Below are 16,669 nucleotides of genomic sequence, written 5' to 3' on the forward strand. Positions count from 1 at the left end.
CGTTGGTGGCCGCTGCGGGCTGCGGCCCGCGCCGACCGGTCCCGTCGCATGACCGTCGTATTCATCCGGCGCCGCCGCCTCACGCGCGCGGTGCCCTTTACAAGAAGCAAACAGGAAAACGCATGACCCAACCGAAGATTCATCCTCGACTCGAAAAGGCGCTGACGCGTGGCGATCTCGCGATCCGCCAGGCCAATTCCGCGCGGGCGACTGCCGTGCTGAACGCGCTCGGCACGATGATCATCGAAGCCTCCGCCACGATTGGCGTTGAGGCCAGCATCGAGATTCCGCAAGGCGACCGCATCTACGATCCGGTGAACGGCCTGTGGCCGCAAAAGATGCTGGTGTCGTTCGACGGTCCGGTCGACGAAGCCGACGCCGAAGAATTGCGCGCGGTCTATCTGGTTGCCGACGATCCGGGTACGCAGTTCCGCGTCGAATGGCATCGCGCGGACGGCAAGCTCGGCCGCCACGAAGGCGGCCCGCTGGCGACCGTCGCATTCCTGACCGACGTCGAGATTCCGTGGAGCGACGACGACGAGTAACGCCGCCGCCGCTTCGTCGCCGCTTCGTCGCAGCGAGCCGGTGCCGTGCGCGCCGGCCGTCAGCGCATCATGCGCCGCCGGAACAGCCACGCGGAGACGATGAATCCGCCGACCGCATAACCCGCGAGCACCGCGAGATGCAGGCCGGCGTCCGTCGCCGGCCGGCCGAGCATCGCGGGCCGGATCAGTTCGACCGCGTTGGCGAGCGGCAGCACGTGCGCGGCATGCTGCGCGATCGGCGGCAACTGCGTGATCGGGAAGAACACGCCCGACAGCAGCAGCATCGGCGTCAGCACGAGCGTCTGATAGAACATGAAGAAGTCGTAGGACGGCGCGAGCGCGGTGACGATCATCGCGGTGCTCGCGAACGCGAGGCCGGCGAGCACGATCACGGGTAGCGCCGCGAGCATCGACGGAAAGCGCGCATAGCCGAGCAGGCCCGCGACGAGCATGATCGCGACGCCCGACAACAGCGCCTTGCTCGCCGCCCAGACGATCTCCCCGAGCACGATGTCGCCCAGCGCGAGCGGCGTGTGCATGATCGCTTCCCAGGTGCGCTGCACGTGCATCCGCGAGAAGCCCGAATACATCGACTCGAAGCTCGCGGACATCATCACGCTCGAACCGACCGTGCCGGCCGCGAGGAACGCGATATACGACACGCCGTCGACGTGGCCGAGCATCAGGCCGAGCCCGAATCCCAGCCCGAACAGGTAGATCATCGGATCGGCGAGATTGCCGAACAGCGACGCGAGCGCGAGCTTGCGCCACACGAGGTAGTTGCGCCGCCACACGGCGATCCAGTTGGTGGCATTCGCGGGCAGCGCGACTGCGAAGCGTGATTCGCGTGGCGGTGCGGACGGCGCGGCGGCGGAATAGTTGCGTGCGTCCATGATCGATCAGTCCTGCATTTCGCGGCCCGTGAGCCGCAGGAACACGTCTTCCAGATTGGCCGGACGATGCAGATAGCGCAATCCCGTGCGACCCTTGAGCCGGGCGCTGAGCGGCTCGGGATCGCTCACGTAGCAGAACAGCGTCTCGCCGCTGATCTCGGTGCGTGTCGCGAACGGCGTCAGCTCGTCGCGCAGCGCGACCGGGTCCGGCCCGTAGATCTCGATCACGTCGCAGCCGATCTCCGATTCGATCAGCGCGTGCGGCGCGCCTTCGGCAATCTTGCGGCCTTCCTCGATCACGCACAGCCGGTCGCACAGGCGCTCGGCTTCCTCCATGAAATGCGTGGTGATCAGGATCGTCTTGCCGCGCGCGAGCAGCGAACGCAAGCGCTCCCACATCAGGTGCCGCGCCTGCGGATCGAGCCCCGTCGTCGGCTCGTCGAGCACCAGCACGTCCGGATCGTTGACGAGTGCGCGCGCAAGCGTCAGACGGCGCTTCATCCCGCCCGACAGCTCGCCGACCTTCGCATCGGCCTTGTTTTCCAGCTTCGCGAATTCGAGCAGCGGCTGCACCAGCGCGCGTGAAGCCTGTGCCGACATCCCGAAATAGCGGCTGAACACGAGCAGGTTTTCTCGGACCGTGAAGTCGGGGTCGAGGTTGTCGAACTGCGGGACGACGCCGACGCGCTGGCGTGCATGCCGCGCGCGCGACGGAACCGGTTCGCCGCACAGTGAAATGGTGCCGGCGTCGGGATACACGAGGCCGAGCAGCATCTTCAGCGTCGTGGTCTTGCCGGCGCCGTTCGGCCCGAGCAGGCCGTAGCATTCGCCGGCCTGCACGTGGAAGGACAGGTCGTTGACGACGAGCTTGTCGCCATAGCGCTTTTCGACGTTCCGGAAATCGATCGGTGCAACGGACATGGGCAGGTTGTCGTTCTAAGCGGATGCGTTCCGCGGCCGGCCGGATGGGCATGCCGGTCGGCGAACGGATCGGGCGAATGCGTGTCACATGGGCATGACCGGGGCGAACGCACGTCGAGGACACGAACGGGCCATTCTAGTGCATCGGCTGCGTCTCTTCAGGGCGTGCACGCGCGGCGCGGTGCATGCGCGCACGGATCGTGCACCGCATCATCGCCGACGCGCCCCGCGTGGCGAATCAGCGTTTTCCATCCCTTGCGTCCGCAATTGCGGCGCACCATGATGAGTGCATAGGGCACGTTGTCGCGATAGGGAGGTCTCATGGCTAGCTACAACAAGATTCTGCTGTGCTACGACGGCACGCTCGAAGGGCGCAAGGCCTTGCGGTGCGGTGCGAATCTCGCGCTGGACCTGAAGGCGGAAACGCATTTGCTGTCGGTCGTCGACATGCGCTCGAGCATCGCGCAAAGCGCGGGGCTGCTGACCGACGTCGCCTGCGGCCGCTTCGAGGAAACCGCGCGCGAGATCCTGCAGGAAGGCGTGAACTGGCTGCGCGAGCGCGGCGTCCAGGCGGAAGGCCATTTTGCGTTCGGCTATCCGATCGACGAAATCGCGAATCTCGCGACCGAGTTGAAGGCTGACCTCGTCGTTGTCGGCCATCGCTGCCGCAGCGGATTGTCGAGATGGTGGATGGGGTCGGGCAATACGCAACTGCTCGATCGCGTGAACTGCAGCATTCTGGTCGCGTGTTCGTCGGCGGAAGAGCAAAAGGCCGAGATCGCGCGCGAACGCGAAGCGGCCACCGCGAGCGGCAAGTGACACAGTGATCGTGTGACCGGCCGGGTTGTCCTGCGACTCGCGCCGGTCGCTCGCCATGCCGCCGCAGCGGCATCGATCCCGATCGCGACCGCTCACGCGTGCAGGTCGATCGCGGACAGCTTCCAAGAAAACAGGCCGAAGCGGTGGAAGATCGCCGCATAGCGCGTGCCGTCGGCACTGCGCTGGTAGGTCACGACAAATTCATCGATATTCCGGTAGCCGGCGCTCGTTTGCTGCGGATGGCGCGTGTCGCCCGGGCCGGCTGGCGCGGATGCGGGGGCCGGCGCGGACGCGACCGAGGCATTGCTGCCCGGTACGGGGGTGCTCGCCGGATTGGCCGGCGGTGCGGCCGATGCGTTGCCAGACGCACCACTCGACGGTGGGCCCGACCATTCGGGTGGCCGCTCGCCCGGATTACCGCGCGGGGGAATGCCGCTCATCAGCGCAGCGACGCCTTCCGGTGTCGCATACGCATCGACGAGCGGGCCGATCAATGCAGAGCCGATCAGCGCGCCAATCACCGCGAACGGGTTGTCCTTCTTCACCGCGTCGATCCGGTGCATCAACTCTTCCGTGACCTGCTGCTTCAGACTGACGCGCAGCGATGGAAAATCGACATATTCGCTGACCGATTGCGCATCGCGCGCATCGATCGCCGATTTCAGGCGACCGAGCGCGACATACGGCGATGCGTACGCATAGCCGATCGCTACCAAAACGGCGACGGCCAGCACGACGATCAGCAGGGGCTTGAGCCGCCACGCGCGGCCCGAAGATCCAGTCACGATGCCTCCGGTGCGGACAGGTTCCGCAATCAGAGACCGCCGTGCGTGGCCGATCGTTCCTCGTCGATGCAGCGATCGATCATCCGGCACACGGCATCGATCGTCCCGACCATGATCAGGCGCGACCGGCCGTGATACACGCGCACGGGCGCACGGCGCGCCGGTTCCGCGTGATGCAGGCCGGCGTTCAGCGAGACCCGTGCGAAGGCGGGAAGCGCTGAGGGCAGCAGCGACGCCTGCCGTTCAACTGCGACTTCTTGGCTCACCACGGGCGCCGCGGCGGACAGCGGCGCGCAGGGCGTGCGGCCGCGCAGGTGACGCAGGCGACCGAATTGACGGAAAGGCAGCAAACGGGAAAGGCGTTCCATGATGTTCTCCTCAGCGAGACCGATTGTCAGAGTTCGCCCGAGCGGATCAGCCCGACGGCGATGCCTTCCAGCGCGAATTCCGCGCTGCCGGCCTTGACGAAGATGTTTTCGTAATCCGGGTTCTCCGCGATCAGCTCGAGGCCGCCTGGCCGGCGCATCAGGCGCTTGACCGTGACGTCGTCGCCAAGCCGCGCGACGATGATCTGGCCGTCCTTCGCTTCCGTGCGCTTCTGCACGGCGAGGAGGTCGCCGTCGAGAATGCCGGCGTCGCGCATCGACAGGCCGCGCACCTTCAGCAGGTAGTCGGGCTTGCTGGTAAACAGCGCGGGATCGCACGCGTAATGCTGCGAGATGTGCTCCTGCGCGAGGATCGGGCTACCGGCCGCCACCCGGCCGACGAGCGGCAGCGACAGTTGCATCAGGCCGGCATGCGGCAGCGTGAACTGATGGGGGGCGTCGTCGATGCCGAGCAGGCGGATGCCGCGCGACGCGCCGGCGGCCAGCTCGATCACCCCTTTGCGCGCCAGCGCCCGGAGGTGTTCCTCGGCCGCATTCGGCGAGCTGAAGCCCAGCTCTGCCGCGATCTCGGCGCGCGTGGGCGGGAAACCGGAGCGTTCGATCGCGCGGCGGATCAAGTCGAACACTTGCTGCTGACGGGCGGTGAGTTTGGTCATGGCTGAACTGTATGGATAGACAGTGAGCTGTATTTTTATACAGTACTTCGCGAATTTCAAGTGTTACTTGAGGTTCGACGCGATCGCGCCGGTTCCGACGTGATTTCGTGACGCCCGGACGCCGGTTCATCTGCCTCAACCGTCCATCCCGTCTGCGTTAGCACTTTTGAGTATTAAAAAATAAGGAACGATTATTTTTAATCATGTAACCCGTTCGCTAGACTGGCCCGACATCGCAATACCGACAACACTGGAGAACCAAGGATGGCGAAGCGCAATACGGGGCTGGTGGGCGGAGTGGGCCGCCTGATCGCAACACTCGCGCTGGGCGCGGCGGCGGCGCTGGGCGTCGCGACGCATGCCCAGGCCGATACGACGTTCCTGAACGTGTCCTACGACCCGACGCGCGAGCTGTACCAGGACTTCAACCAGGCGTTCGGCAAGGCGTGGAAGGCGCAGACGGGCGAGACGGTCAACTTCAAGCAGTCGCATGGCGGCTCGGGCGCGCAGGCGCGCTCGGTGCTCGACGGCCTCCAGGCCGACGTCGTGACGCTGGCGCTCGCCTACGACATCGACGCGATCGCCAACAAGGGGCTCGTCAACAAGGACTGGCAGAAGCGCCTGCCCGACAACGCATCGCCGTACACGTCGACGATCGTGTTCCTGGTGCGCAAGGGCAACCCGAAAGGGATCAAGGACTGGGACGACCTGACCAAGCCGGGCATCTCGATCGTCACACCGAACCCGAAGACGTCGGGCGGGGCGCGCTGGAACTACCTGGCCGCATGGGCATACGCGGTCCACAAGCCGGGCGGCAACGAGCAGAGCGCGAAGGAATTCGTGACGAAGCTCTACAAGAATGCGGGCGTGCTCGACTCGGGCGCGCGCGGTGCGACGACGAGCTTCGTGCAGCGCGGGATCGGCGACGTGCTGATCGCCTGGGAGAACGAGGCGTTCCTGTCGATCAAGGAATTCGGCACCGACAAGTTCGAGATCGTCGTGCCGTCGGTGAGCATCCTGGCCGAGCCGCCCGTTGCCGTGGTCGACAAGGTGGTCGACAAGAAGGGCACGCGCAAGCTGGCCGAGGCCTACCTGAATTTCCTGTACAGCCCGCAGGGCCAGGAAATCGCGGCACGCAACTACTACCGTCCGCGTTCGAAGAATGTGCCGGCGGAGCTGACGAAGCAGTTTCCGAAGCTGAAGCTGTACACGGTCGACGACACGTTCGGCGGCTGGACGAATGCGCAGAAGACGCATTTCGCGGACGGCGGCGTGTTCGACTCGATCTACAAGCCGCAGTAACGCCAGGCAGCAAACCATAACGACAGCGGCGCGCCACGACAGCGCGCCGCATCCCCGACGGCCCGCCGGCGCGACTCCCCGCGCCGGCGTTTGCGTCGGACCCGTGAGCAGCAACGACCCAGCAAGAGCATCCGATGACGACGTACACCTTTCGCAAGCCGAGCGCGCTGCCCGGTTTCGGCGTGACGCTCGGCATCACGGTGGCCTATTTGAGCCTCGTGGTGCTGATTCCGCTCGCCGCCACGTTCCTGAAGACCGCGACGCTGTCGTGGGACCAGTTCGTCACCGCCGTCGCGTCGCCGCGCGTACTCGCGTCGTACCGGCTGACGTTTGCCTCCGCGCTCGGCGGCGCGGTGATCAATGCCGTGTTCGGCTTTCTCGTCGCGTGGGTGCTGGTGCGCTACACGTTCCCGTTCAAGCGGCTCGTCGACGCGATCGTCGACCTGCCGTTCGCGCTGCCGACGTCGGTCGCCGGCATCTCGCTTGCCGCCGTCTACGCGACCAACGGCTGGGTCGGCCAGTATCTCGCGCCGTTCGGCATCAAGATCGCGTTCACGCCGGTCGGCGTGCTGGTGGCGCTGACCTTCATCGGGCTCCCGTTCGTCGTGCGCACCGTGCAGCCCGTGCTCGAGGATTTCGAGCGCGAGCAGGAAGAGGCCGCCGCGTGCCTCGGCGCAACGCGCTGGCTGACGTTCCGCCGCGTCGTGCTGCCGGCCGTGCTGCCCGCGCTGCTCACCGGCTTCGCGCTGGCGTTCGCGCGCGCGCTCGGCGAGTACGGGTCGGTGATCTTCATCGCCGGCAACGTGCCGATGAAATCCGAGATCACGTCGCTGCTGATCATCACGAAGCTCGAGCAGTACGACTACGCGGGCGCGACCGCGCTGGCGGTCGTGATGCTGGTCGTGTCATTCCTGATGCTGCTGCTCATCAACACGCTGCAGTGGTATCTGCAGCGCCGCACGAGCAAGGGCGCGAGCGGCCCCGCGCCCGCGACCGTCACCGTTGCCGCGACTGCCGCCGGAGGCCAGCAATGAGCCAGGAGTCCACCGCCGTGCTGAACCACCCGTCCGCCGCGCGCGCGCGCGCCGCGAAACAACCGGATCCCGTCAACGAGCCGCGCGCCGTGCGCTGGCTGCTGATCGGCGTCGCGCTGGCGTTCCTGGCGTTCTTCCTCGTCGTGCCGCTCGCCGCGGTGTTCTTCGAGGCGCTGCGCAAGGGCGTCGGCTTCTATCTCGAATCGCTCGCCGATCCCGACGCATGGTCGGCAATCAAGCTGACGCTGACCGTCGCCGTGATCGCGGTGCCGCTGAACCTCGTGTTCGGCGTGTGCGCATCGTGGGCGATCGCGAAGTTCGAATTCCGCGGCAAGGCGTTGCTGACGACGCTGATCGACCTGCCGTTCTCCGTGTCGCCGGTGATCTCGGGCCTCGTCTACGTGCTGCTGTTCGGTGCGCAGGGCTGGCTCGGGCCGTGGCTGCAGGGCCACGACGTGCAGATCATCTTCGCGGTGCCGGGCATCGTGCTCGCGACGATCTTCGTCACGTTCCCGTTCGTCGCGCGCGAACTGATCCCGCTGATGCAGGCGCAGGGCACCGACGAGGAAGAGGCCGCGCGCGTGCTGGGCGCGTCGGGCTGGCAGATCTTCCGGCGCGTGACGCTGCCGAACGTGAAGTGGGGCCTGCTGTACGGCGTGATCCTGTGCAATGCGCGCGCGATGGGCGAGTTCGGCGCGGTGTCGGTCGTGTCCGGCCACATCCGCGGCGTGACCGACACGATGCCGCTGCACGTCGAGATCCTGTACAACGAATACAACTTCGCGGCGGCGTTCGCGGTGGCGTCGGTGCTGGCGCTGCTCGCGCTCGTCACGCTCGCGCTGAAGCTGCTCGCCGAGCGTCACCTCGCCGCCGAACTGGCCGGCGCACGCGATGACGTTCCCGCTCATGCCGGCCCCGCCGCCGCCATTTCGTCGAAATCGTAAAGAGGCAACCAGAATGGGTATCACCGTCCGTCACCTTCAGAAGCGCTTCGGCGATTTCACCGCGCTCGACAACGTGTCGCTCGACTTTCCGCCGGGCGAGCTCGTCGCCCTGCTCGGGCCGTCCGGCTGCGGCAAGACCACGCTGCTGCGCGTGATCGCGGGCCTCGAGCACGCGGACGCCGGGCAGGTCGTGCTGCAGGGGCTCGACGTCGCGTCGGTCGGCGCGCGCGAGCGCCAGGTCGGTTTCGTGTTCCAGCATTACGCGCTGTTCCGCCACATGACCGTGTTCGAGAACGTCGCGTTCGGGCTGCGCGTGAAGCCGCGCCGCGAGCGGCCGTCGGAAGCCGTGATCCGCGAGAAAGTGCACGAACTGCTGAAGCTCGTGCAGCTCGACTGGCTCGCGCAGCGCTACCCGTCCGAGCTGTCGGGCGGCCAGCGTCAGCGGATCGCGCTGGCCCGCGCGCTCGCGGTCGAGCCGAAGGTGCTGCTGCTCGACGAGCCGTTCGGCGCGCTCGACGCGAAGGTGCGCAAGGAACTGCGCGGCTGGCTGCGGCGCCTGCACGACGACCTGCACATCTCGACGATCTTCGTCACGCATGACCAGGAGGAGGCGCTGGAAGTGGCCGACCGGATCGTCGTGCTGAACCGCGGTCATGTGGAGCAGGTCGGCAGCCCGCAGGACGTCTACGATCATCCGCAAAGCGCGTTCGTCTACGAATTCCTCGGTGCGGCGAACCGGCTGCCGGGCACGGTCGCCGGGCGCGGCTTCGTGGCCGAGGGGGCGGCCGCGCCGATCGCGGTCGACGCCGATTTCGCGGGCCCCGCGAACGCATACGTGCGGCCGCACGACCTGCAGCTGTGGCCGGCCGGCGACGGCCATCGCGACGGCATCGCGGTCGACGTGCGCCGCGTGATCCCGCTCGGCGGCTCGGTGCGGGTCGAACTCGAGGCGCGCACGGGCGGCGCACTCGAAGCGGAACTCGATCGCGACGCGTGGCGTGCGCTCGCGCTGCAGGTCGGCGACGGCGCGACGGCCGTGCCGCGCGCGGTCCGCGTATTTCCCGCGCACTGAGGCCCGGCCGCGGTAAAGAGAAGAGGGCGGATACCGCTCCGAATCGACATTCGAACAACGACAGCCTAAGAGGCATACCCATGAATTTTCAGCAATTGCGTTTCGTGCGCGAGGCCGTGCGCCAGAACATGAACCTGACGGAAGTCGCGAACGTGCTGTACACGTCGCAGTCGGGCGTGTCGAAGCAGATCAAGGATCTCGAGGATGAACTGGGCGTCGATATCTTCATCCGGCGCGGCAAGCGGCTCACGGGGCTCACGGAGCCCGGCAAGGCCGTGCACCAGCTGATCGAGCGGATGCTGCTGGATGCGGAAAACCTGCGCCGTGTCGCGCGCCAGTTCGCGGACCAGGACAGCGGCCACCTCGTCGTCGCGACGACCCACACGCAGGCGCGCTACGCGCTGCCGAAGGTGATCCGCCAGTTCACCGAGGTGTTTCCGAAGGTGCATCTCGCGCTGCGCCAGGGCAGCCCGCAGCAGATCGCGCAGATGATCCTGAACGGCGAAGCCGATCTCGGCATCTCGACCGAGGCGCTCGATCGCTATCCGGACATCGTCACGTTCCCGTGCTATTCGTGGCACCACACGGTCGTCGTGCCGAAGGGGCATCCGCTCGTCGGCCGCGAGAACCTGACGCTCGACGAAATCGCCGAGTACCCGATCATCACGTATGACCAGGACTTCACGGGCCGCTCGCACATCGACCAGGCATTCGCACAGGCCGGCGCCGTGCCCGACGTCGTGCTGACTGCAATCGACGCGGACGTGATCAAGACCTACGTCGAGCTCGGGATGGGGATCGGCGTCGTCGCGGCGATGGCGTTCGATCCGCAGCGCGACACCGGGCTCGTCGCGCTCGACACGCAGCACCTGTTCGAGGCGAGCACGACGCGGGTCGGGTTGCGCAAGGGCGCATTCCTGCGCGCGTATGCGTACCGGTTGATCGAGATGTTCGCGCCGCACCTGAACGAAGCGGAAATCGCGGGGCTGCTGCGCGAAGCGGTCTGACGGCGGGACGATGTTCCGGGGGCGCGGCTGGCGCCCTTCGGACGCGTTGCATCGGGCGCCGATGTTGCATCCGCCATTTCATCGCGTGCTGGCGCGTCGAACCTTCGATCGAAGCCGTCGCTGACAAGCCGGGTTGCCTTGAGCGGCGACCGTCATCTGATCGCCGACCAATAGAAAAACAAGACGGCGCATGCGCGTGCCTCGCTTCGATCATGTAACGCGCCGCAATCGGCACGTGCAACCGCGCGCTCCGAATAAACCCTTAAATATTGATCAGACGGGTTGCGCGTCGAACCGAAACGGTACAGCATAGCTTCCACTCCGCCGGGGTCCCGCCGGCGGTGGCGCGTCGACGACAGCACGCGCCAGGCAGTCGGCCGTCTGCCTCGCTTCCATTCCGTGGTACCGACAAGCAGCAACGATGGCCAATGCCCGGGAAGTGTAGCGCAAACGTTTGCTCACATTAAAACAACAGTCAAACAATAATCTGGCCCGTCGGGCCAGTCGCCAGGAGATGTGTATGAATGTCCTCTTTCGCCGTCGCTTCCTGACCGCCGCGCTTGCCGCTGTCGCGGTCGCTGCCGCACCGGCCGTCCATGCGCAGGCTGCGGCCAAGCCGAAGGTCGCGCTCGTGATGAAGTCGCTCGCCAACGAGTTCTTCCTGACGATGGAAAACGGCGCGAAGGAATACCAGAAGCACAACGCCGGCCAGTTCGACCTGATCACGAACGGCATCAAGGACGAGACCGACACCGCGAACCAGATTCGCATCGTCGAGCAGATGATCGTGTCGAAGGTCGATGCGATCGTGCTCGCGCCGGCCGATTCGAAGGCGCTCGTGCCGGTCGTGAAGAAGGCGGTCGACGCGGGCATCACCGTCGTGAACATCGACAACCGGCTCGACCCGGACGTGCTGAAGTCGAAGAACCTGAACGTGCCGTTCGTCGGCCCCGACAACCGCAAGGGCGCGCGCAAGATCGGCGACTACCTCGCGAAGCGGCTGAAGGCGGGCGACCAGGTCGGCATCCTCGAAGGCGTGTCGACGACGACCAACGCGCAGCAGCGCACGGCCGGCTTCGAGGATGCGATGAAGGCGGGCGGGATGAAGGTCGTGTCGGTGCAGTCGGGCGAATGGGAGATCGACAAGGGCAATGCGGTCGCGTCCGCGATGCTCAACGAATACCCGAACCTGCGTGCGTTGCTGTGCGGCAACGACAACATGGCGATCGGCGCCGTGTCGGCCGTGCGCGCGGCGGGCAAGCAGGGCAAGGTGTTCGTGGTCGGCTACGACAACATCAACGCGATCAGGCCGATGCTGAAGGACGGCCGCGTGCTCGCGACCGCCGACCAGTACGCGGCGAAGCAGGCCGTGTTCGGCATCGACACGGCGCTCAAGGCGATCGCCGAGCATCGCAAGCAGGCCGACATGTCCGGCGTGGTCGAGACGCCGGTCGATCTCGTGACGAAGTAACGCCGCCCCGTCGCGGCCGCCGGCCTCAAGAATCGGGGCCGGCGGCCGTTATACGGGGTGAGCGCGATCACGGCCACTGCATGCACATGCACTTGTGAGCGTCACACCCGCGCGCCGCGTGCGCGCGGCCGCAACCAGGATCGCGATGGAACCGACCTTCCAACCCTCCCGTTCAGCCGTTCCCGTGCTGTCCGTTTCCGGTGTGGGCAAGACCTACGCCGAACCGGTGCTCGCCGACGTCACGTTGACGCTCGTGCCGGGTGAAGCGCTCGCGCTGACGGGCGAGAACGGCGCCGGCAAGAGCACGCTGTCGAAGATCATCGGCGGGCTCGTCGACCCGACCGCCGGCACGATGCAACTCGGCGGCCGGGCCTACGCGCCGGCGAGCCGCACACAGGCCGAGGCGCTCGGCGTGCGCATGGTGATGCAGGAGCTGAACCTGCTGCCGACGCTGACGGTCGCCGAGAACCTGTTCCTGAACCGACTGCCGCGGCGCTTCGGCATCATCGATCGCGCGCGGCTGCGCGACGATGCGCGTGCCGCGATGGCGCAGGTCGGGCTCGACGCGGTCGACCCCGATACGCCGGTCGGTGCGCTCGGCATCGGCCACCAGCAGATGGTCGAGATCGCTCGCAACCTGATCGGCGATTGCCGTGTGCTGATCCTCGACGAACCGACCGCGATGCTGACCGCGCGCGAGGTCGAACTGCTGTTCGAGCAGATCGACCGGCTGAAGGCGCGCGGCGTGGCGATCGTCTACATCTCGCACCGGCTGGAGGAACTCGCGCGGGTCGCCGAGCGTGTCGCGGTGCTGCGCGACGGCCGGCTCGTGCACGTCGGCGACATGGCCGCGACGACGTCCGACGGGCTCGTCACGCTGATGGTCGGGCGCGAGGTCGGCGAGCACATCGATCTCGGCGCGCGCCGCATCGGCGCGCCTCGCCTCGTCGTGTCGGGCATGACGCGCGGCACGGCCGTGCAGGACGTGTCGCTCGAAGTGCGCTCGGGCGAAATCTTCGGCATCTCGGGGCTGATCGGTGCCGGGCGCACCGAATTGCTGCGGCTGATCTACGGCGCGGACACGCCGGACGCCGGGATGATCGCGGTCGGCGATCCGCTGAAGCCGGCGCGCATCGGCTCGCCCGTCGACGCGGTGAAGCACGGCATCGCGCTGATCACCGAGGACCGCAAGGGCGAAGGGCTGCTGCTGTCGCAGTCGGTCACGTCGAACGTGTCGCTCGGCCAGCTCGACCGGCTCGCGCGCGGCGGCATCGTCGATACGGCGCGCGAGACGGCGCTCGCCGAGCAGCAGATCGACGCGCTGCGGATCCGCACCCACGGCGCCGCGCAGGCGGTCGGCGAACTGTCGGGCGGCAACCAGCAGAAGGTCGTGATCGGCCGCTGGCTCGCGCGCGACATGGGCGTGCTGCTGTTCGACGAGCCGACCCGCGGGATCGACGTCGGCGCCAAATTCGAGATCTACACGCTGATGGGCGCGCTCGCGCGCGAGGGCCGGGCGCTGGTGGTCGTCTCGAGCGACCTGCGCGAGCTGATGCTGATCTGCGACCGGATCGGTGTGATGTCGGCCGGCCGCATGACCGCCGTGTTCGAACGCGGCAACTGGACCCAGGATGCGCTGCTGGCCGCGGCGTTCGCCGGCTTCGGCCGCGCAGCGCTGCCCGGCGGCGCACGCCATCCGGATGCGGAAAGCGCGCCGCGCGCGGCTTCCGCCTCTTCGACGACAGGACGACAGCAATGACCCAGCCTCCCGTATCCCCGAGCGACGCCGGCGCGCAGCAGGACGTGACCGGGCGCCGCGCGCGCACGCTGTCCGGCACGCGGCTCGGCGTGTCGAACTATCTCGGGCTCGCCGGCGCGCTCGCCGCGATGATCGCGCTGTTCTCGGCGCTGAGCTCGCATTTCCTGACCTACGATACGTTCAGCACGATCGCGAACCAGATCCCCGATCTCGTCGTGATGTCGGTCGGGATGACGTTCGTGCTGATCATCGCCGGCATCGACCTGTCGGTCGGCTCGGTGCTCGCGCTGGCCGCGTCGATGGTCAGCGTGGCCGCGCTGAAATGGCATTGGGGGCCGCTGCCCGCCGCGCTGATCGGGATCGCGGTCGCGACCGTGACCGGCTCGCTGACGGGCGCGATCACGGTGGGCTGGCGGATTCCGTCGTTCATCGTGTCGCTCGGCGTGCTCGAGGCCGCGCGCGGTGTCGCGTACCAGCTGACGAATTCGCGCACGGCCTACATCGGCGACGCGTTCGATTTCCTGTCGAACCCGATCGCGCTCGGCATCTCGCCGGCGTTCCTGATCGCGGTCGCGGTAATGATCGCGGCGCAGTTCGTGCTCACGCGCACCGTGTTCGGGCGCTATCTTGTCGGTATCGGCACGAATGAAGAAGCCGTCCGGCTTGCCGGGGTTAACCCGCGGCCGTATAAAATCCTCGTATTCGCACTGATGGGCGCGCTCGCGGGGCTCGCGTCGCTGTTCCAGATTTCGCGGCTCGAGGCCGCCGACCCGAACGCGGGCGTGGGCCTCGAACTGCAGGTGATCGCAGCCGTCGTGATCGGCGGCACGAGCCTGATGGGCGGGCGCGGCTCGGTGATCAGCACGTTCTTCGGCGTGTTGATCATCTCCGTGCTGGCCGCGGGGCTGGCGCAGATCGGCGCGAACGAGCCGACCAAACGGATCATCACCGGGGCGGTGATCGTGGTGGCGGTCGTGCTCGATACGTATCGCAGCCGGCGCGCGCGCGCCCGGTAGAACTACACAGAAAGCAGACCAGAGAGAAACGGGAAATGGCGACGATCAAGGATGTGGCGGCCATGGCGGGCGTGTCGTTTACGACCGTCTCGCACGTGGTGAACAATTCGCGGCCGGTGTCCGCGGATGTGCGTGCGAAGGTCGAAGGCGCGATCCGCGAGCTGAACTACGTGCCGTCGGCCGTGGCGCGCTCGCTGAAGGCGCGCTCGACGGCGACCATCGGCCTCGTCGTGCCGAACAGCACGAATCCGTACTTCGCGGAGCTTGCGCGCGGCATCGAGGACCAGTGCGCGGCCAACGGCTATTGCGTGTTCTTCTGCAACTCGGACGACGATCCCGTGAAGCAGCGCAACTACCTGCGCGTGCTGCAGGAAAAGCGCATCGACGGGCTGATCGTCGCGTCGGCCGGCGAGGACGCGGTGCTCGCGCAGACGCTCGCCGACGCGCATGCGCCCCTCGTCGTCGTCGACCGCAACATCGAGGGGCTCGCGGCCGACCTCGTGCAGATCGACCACGAACGCGGCGCCTATCTGGCGACGCGCCACCTGCTCGAACTCGGGCACGCGAAGATCGGCTGCATCACCGGGCCGACCGACACGGCCGTCAGCGCGATGCGCGTGCACGGCTTCATCCGCGCGATGGCCGAGCGCGGGATCGACATCGTGCCGGGCGCGATCGCGGAAAGCGACTTTTCGTGCCTGGGCGGCTATCACGCGGCATCGCGGCTGTTCGAGTCGGTGCACCCGAGCGCGATTTTCGCGGGCAACGACCTGATGGGCGTCGGCGCGCTGCGCGCGGCGGCCGAGCGCGGCATGCGCGTGCCGGACGACTGCTCGATCATCGGCTTCGACGACATCGAATTCTCCCGTTATACCTATCCGGCGCTGTCGACGGTCGGCCAGTCGGTGCGCGCCCTCGGCGAAATGGCCGCGCAGACGCTGATCGAGCGGATAGGCGGCGGCTCGACGGCCGCGCCGAGCCGTCGGCGCGTCGTGTCGCCGCGGCTCGTGCTGCGCGAATCGACGGCGGTTTACCGCGAGCCGGCCGCGCCCGGTGCTCGCCCATGACGGCGCGTGCGGCAGGTGCCGGCCGCGTGACGGTGGTCGGCAGCCTCAACATGGATCTCGTTGTACGGGCGTCGCGGCTGCCGTTGCCGGGTGAAACGCTCGCCGGTCACGCGTATGCGCAGGCCGCGGGGGGCAAGGGCGGCAACCAGGCCGTCGCGGCCGCGCGGCTCGGCGCGCAGGTCGCGATGATCGGCTGCGTCGGCGCGGATGCGCACGGCACCGCGCTGCGGGCCGGCCTCGAGACCGAAGGCATCGACTGCTCGCGGCTCGCGACGAGCAAGACGGCGTCGACCGGCGTCGCATTGATCGTCGTCGACGACGCCAGCCAGAACACGATCGTGATCGTCGCGGGCGGCAACGGCGAAGTCACGACGGATACGGTGGCGCGGCACGAGGCGGCGCTGGCCGCGACCGACGTGCTGATCTGCCAGCTCGAAACGCCGCCGGACGCCGTGTTCGCTGCGCTGTCGGCCGGGCGGCGGCTCGGCCGCACCGTGGTGCTCAATCCGGCGCCTGCCGTCGCGCCGCTGCCGGACGGCTGGCTGCCGCTGGTCGATTACCTGATTCCGAACGAAGTCGAGGCGGCCGCGCTGACCGGGCTGCCGGTGCGCAATCCGGCCGAGGCGGAAGCCGCGGCGCGTGCGTTGCGGACAACCGGCGCGCGCAACGTGCTGATCACGCTCGGCGCGCGCGGCGTGTTCGCGCTGACGGCCGACGGCGCGGCACGCCACTATCCGGCCCCCGTCGTCAAGGCGGTCGACACGACCGCGGCGGGCGACACCTTCATCGGCGGTTTCGCCGCACGGCTCGCGGCCGGCGCGGACGTCGACGCCGCCATCCGCTTCGCGCAACGCGCGGCGGCGCTGTCGGTCACGCGCGCAGGCGCGCAGCCGTCGATTCCCACGCTCGCCGAACTGGCCGAATAGGGCTGGATCGCGCATCCGGGCCGGCGCGTGCGACAGCACGCGGCCGGCCATCTTTCCCCACTTGCC

17 protein-coding genes are annotated in these 16,669 nt (G+C 67.6%); 12 read left to right on the top strand and 5 right to left on the bottom strand.

What is annotated here, in order from left to right:
- Positions 1–122: 122 nt before the first annotated feature.
- Positions 123–545 (top strand): hypothetical protein, encoded by a 423-nt coding sequence (locus NQV17_RS17190; RefSeq protein WP_044843615.1) that lies wholly within the window; start codon positions 123–125, stop codon positions 543–545.
- A 59-nt stretch (positions 546–604) separates the two neighbouring features.
- Here NQV17_RS17190 and NQV17_RS17195 read toward each other — a convergent pair whose 3' ends face one another.
- Both NQV17_RS17195 and nodI read right to left on the bottom strand, forming a co-directional pair.
- Positions 605–1,438 carry an ABC transporter permease gene (locus NQV17_RS17195; RefSeq protein WP_044843614.1) on the bottom strand — a complete coding sequence of 278 codons (834 nt, stop codon included), beginning with the start codon at positions 1,436–1,438 and terminating at the stop codon, positions 605–607.
- 6 nt (positions 1,439–1,444) lie between these two features.
- Entirely contained in the window at positions 1,445–2,359 is a 915-nt protein-coding gene (gene nodI, locus NQV17_RS17200; RefSeq protein WP_257773158.1) for a nodulation factor ABC transporter ATP-binding protein NodI, read from the bottom strand.
- Positions 2,360–2,680: 321 nt separating this feature from the next.
- Between nodI and NQV17_RS17205 the strand changes: the two genes are divergently transcribed.
- The gene (locus NQV17_RS17205; RefSeq protein WP_044843612.1) at positions 2,681–3,178 is read left to right on the top strand and encodes a universal stress protein; all 498 of its coding nucleotides are present in this window, start codon (positions 2,681–2,683) and stop codon (positions 3,176–3,178) included.
- 92 nt (positions 3,179–3,270) lie between these two features.
- Here the strand turns inward: NQV17_RS17205 and NQV17_RS17210 are convergent, their stop codons facing one another.
- Genes NQV17_RS17210 through lexA form a run of 3 tightly spaced genes read right to left on the bottom strand, consistent with a single transcriptional unit; the run spans position 3,271 to position 5,005 of the window.
- On the bottom strand, positions 3,271–3,963 hold the full coding sequence (locus tag NQV17_RS17210) for a DUF2939 domain-containing protein (RefSeq protein ID WP_257773159.1): 693 nt from the start codon (positions 3,961–3,963) through the stop codon (positions 3,271–3,273).
- 29 nt (positions 3,964–3,992) lie between these two features.
- Positions 3,993–4,331: a hypothetical protein gene (locus NQV17_RS17215; protein ID WP_044843610.1), complete on the bottom strand. Its 339-nt coding sequence runs from the start codon at positions 4,329–4,331 to the stop codon at positions 3,993–3,995.
- A gap of 26 nt (positions 4,332–4,357) precedes the next feature.
- On the bottom strand, positions 4,358–5,005 hold the full coding sequence (gene lexA / locus NQV17_RS17220) for a transcriptional repressor LexA (RefSeq protein WP_006754655.1): 648 nt from the start codon (positions 5,003–5,005) through the stop codon (positions 4,358–4,360).
- 264 nt (positions 5,006–5,269) lie between these two features.
- On the opposite strand from lexA, the gene NQV17_RS17225 reads away from it, so the two are divergent.
- From NQV17_RS17225 to rbsK, 10 genes are all read left to right on the top strand, one after another.
- Positions 5,270–6,307, top strand: coding sequence for a sulfate ABC transporter substrate-binding protein (locus tag NQV17_RS17225; protein ID WP_257773160.1), 1,038 nt, complete (start codon positions 5,270–5,272; stop codon positions 6,305–6,307).
- 134 nt (positions 6,308–6,441) lie between these two features.
- On the top strand, positions 6,442–7,341 hold the full coding sequence (cysT, locus tag NQV17_RS17230; protein ID WP_044843608.1) for a sulfate ABC transporter permease subunit CysT: 900 nt from the start codon (positions 6,442–6,444) through the stop codon (positions 7,339–7,341).
- Positions 7,338–8,285 (top strand): sulfate ABC transporter permease subunit CysW, encoded by a 948-nt coding sequence (gene cysW, locus NQV17_RS17235; RefSeq protein WP_257773161.1) that lies wholly within the window; start codon positions 7,338–7,340, stop codon positions 8,283–8,285. The genes cysT and cysW overlap by 4 nt, the downstream gene beginning before the upstream one ends.
- A gap of 13 nt (positions 8,286–8,298) precedes the next feature.
- Positions 8,299–9,357, top strand: a complete 1,059-nt coding sequence (locus NQV17_RS17240) for a sulfate/molybdate ABC transporter ATP-binding protein (RefSeq protein ID WP_257773162.1) — start codon at positions 8,299–8,301, stop codon at positions 9,355–9,357.
- Positions 9,358–9,437: 80 nt separating this feature from the next.
- Positions 9,438–10,364, top strand: coding sequence for a CysB family HTH-type transcriptional regulator (locus NQV17_RS17245; RefSeq protein ID WP_044843605.1), 927 nt, complete (start codon positions 9,438–9,440; stop codon positions 10,362–10,364).
- Positions 10,365–10,884: 520 nt separating this feature from the next.
- On the top strand, positions 10,885–11,835 hold the full coding sequence (locus NQV17_RS17250; protein ID WP_044843604.1) for a sugar ABC transporter substrate-binding protein: 951 nt from the start codon (positions 10,885–10,887) through the stop codon (positions 11,833–11,835).
- A gap of 145 nt (positions 11,836–11,980) precedes the next feature.
- Positions 11,981–13,594 carry a sugar ABC transporter ATP-binding protein gene (locus NQV17_RS17255; protein WP_257773163.1) on the top strand — a complete coding sequence of 538 codons (1,614 nt, stop codon included), beginning with the start codon at positions 11,981–11,983 and terminating at the stop codon, positions 13,592–13,594.
- Positions 13,591–14,610, top strand: a complete 1,020-nt coding sequence (locus NQV17_RS17260) for an ABC transporter permease (RefSeq protein WP_257773164.1) — start codon at positions 13,591–13,593, stop codon at positions 14,608–14,610. Before NQV17_RS17255 ends, NQV17_RS17260 begins: the two co-directional genes overlap by 4 nt.
- Positions 14,611–14,645: 35 nt before the next feature.
- The gene (locus tag NQV17_RS17265; RefSeq protein WP_044843601.1) at positions 14,646–15,677 is read left to right on the top strand and encodes a LacI family DNA-binding transcriptional regulator; all 1,032 of its coding nucleotides are present in this window, start codon (positions 14,646–14,648) and stop codon (positions 15,675–15,677) included.
- Positions 15,674–16,603, top strand: coding sequence for a ribokinase (rbsK, locus tag NQV17_RS17270; RefSeq protein WP_257773165.1), 930 nt, complete (start codon positions 15,674–15,676; stop codon positions 16,601–16,603). Before NQV17_RS17265 ends, rbsK begins: the two co-directional genes overlap by 4 nt.
- The last annotated feature ends 66 nt before the right edge of the window (positions 16,604–16,669 follow it).

Origin of the sequence: Burkholderia sp. SCN-KJ (assembly GCF_024656005.1) — a bacterium.
Lineage (GTDB): Bacteria > Pseudomonadota > Gammaproteobacteria > Burkholderiales > Burkholderiaceae > Burkholderia.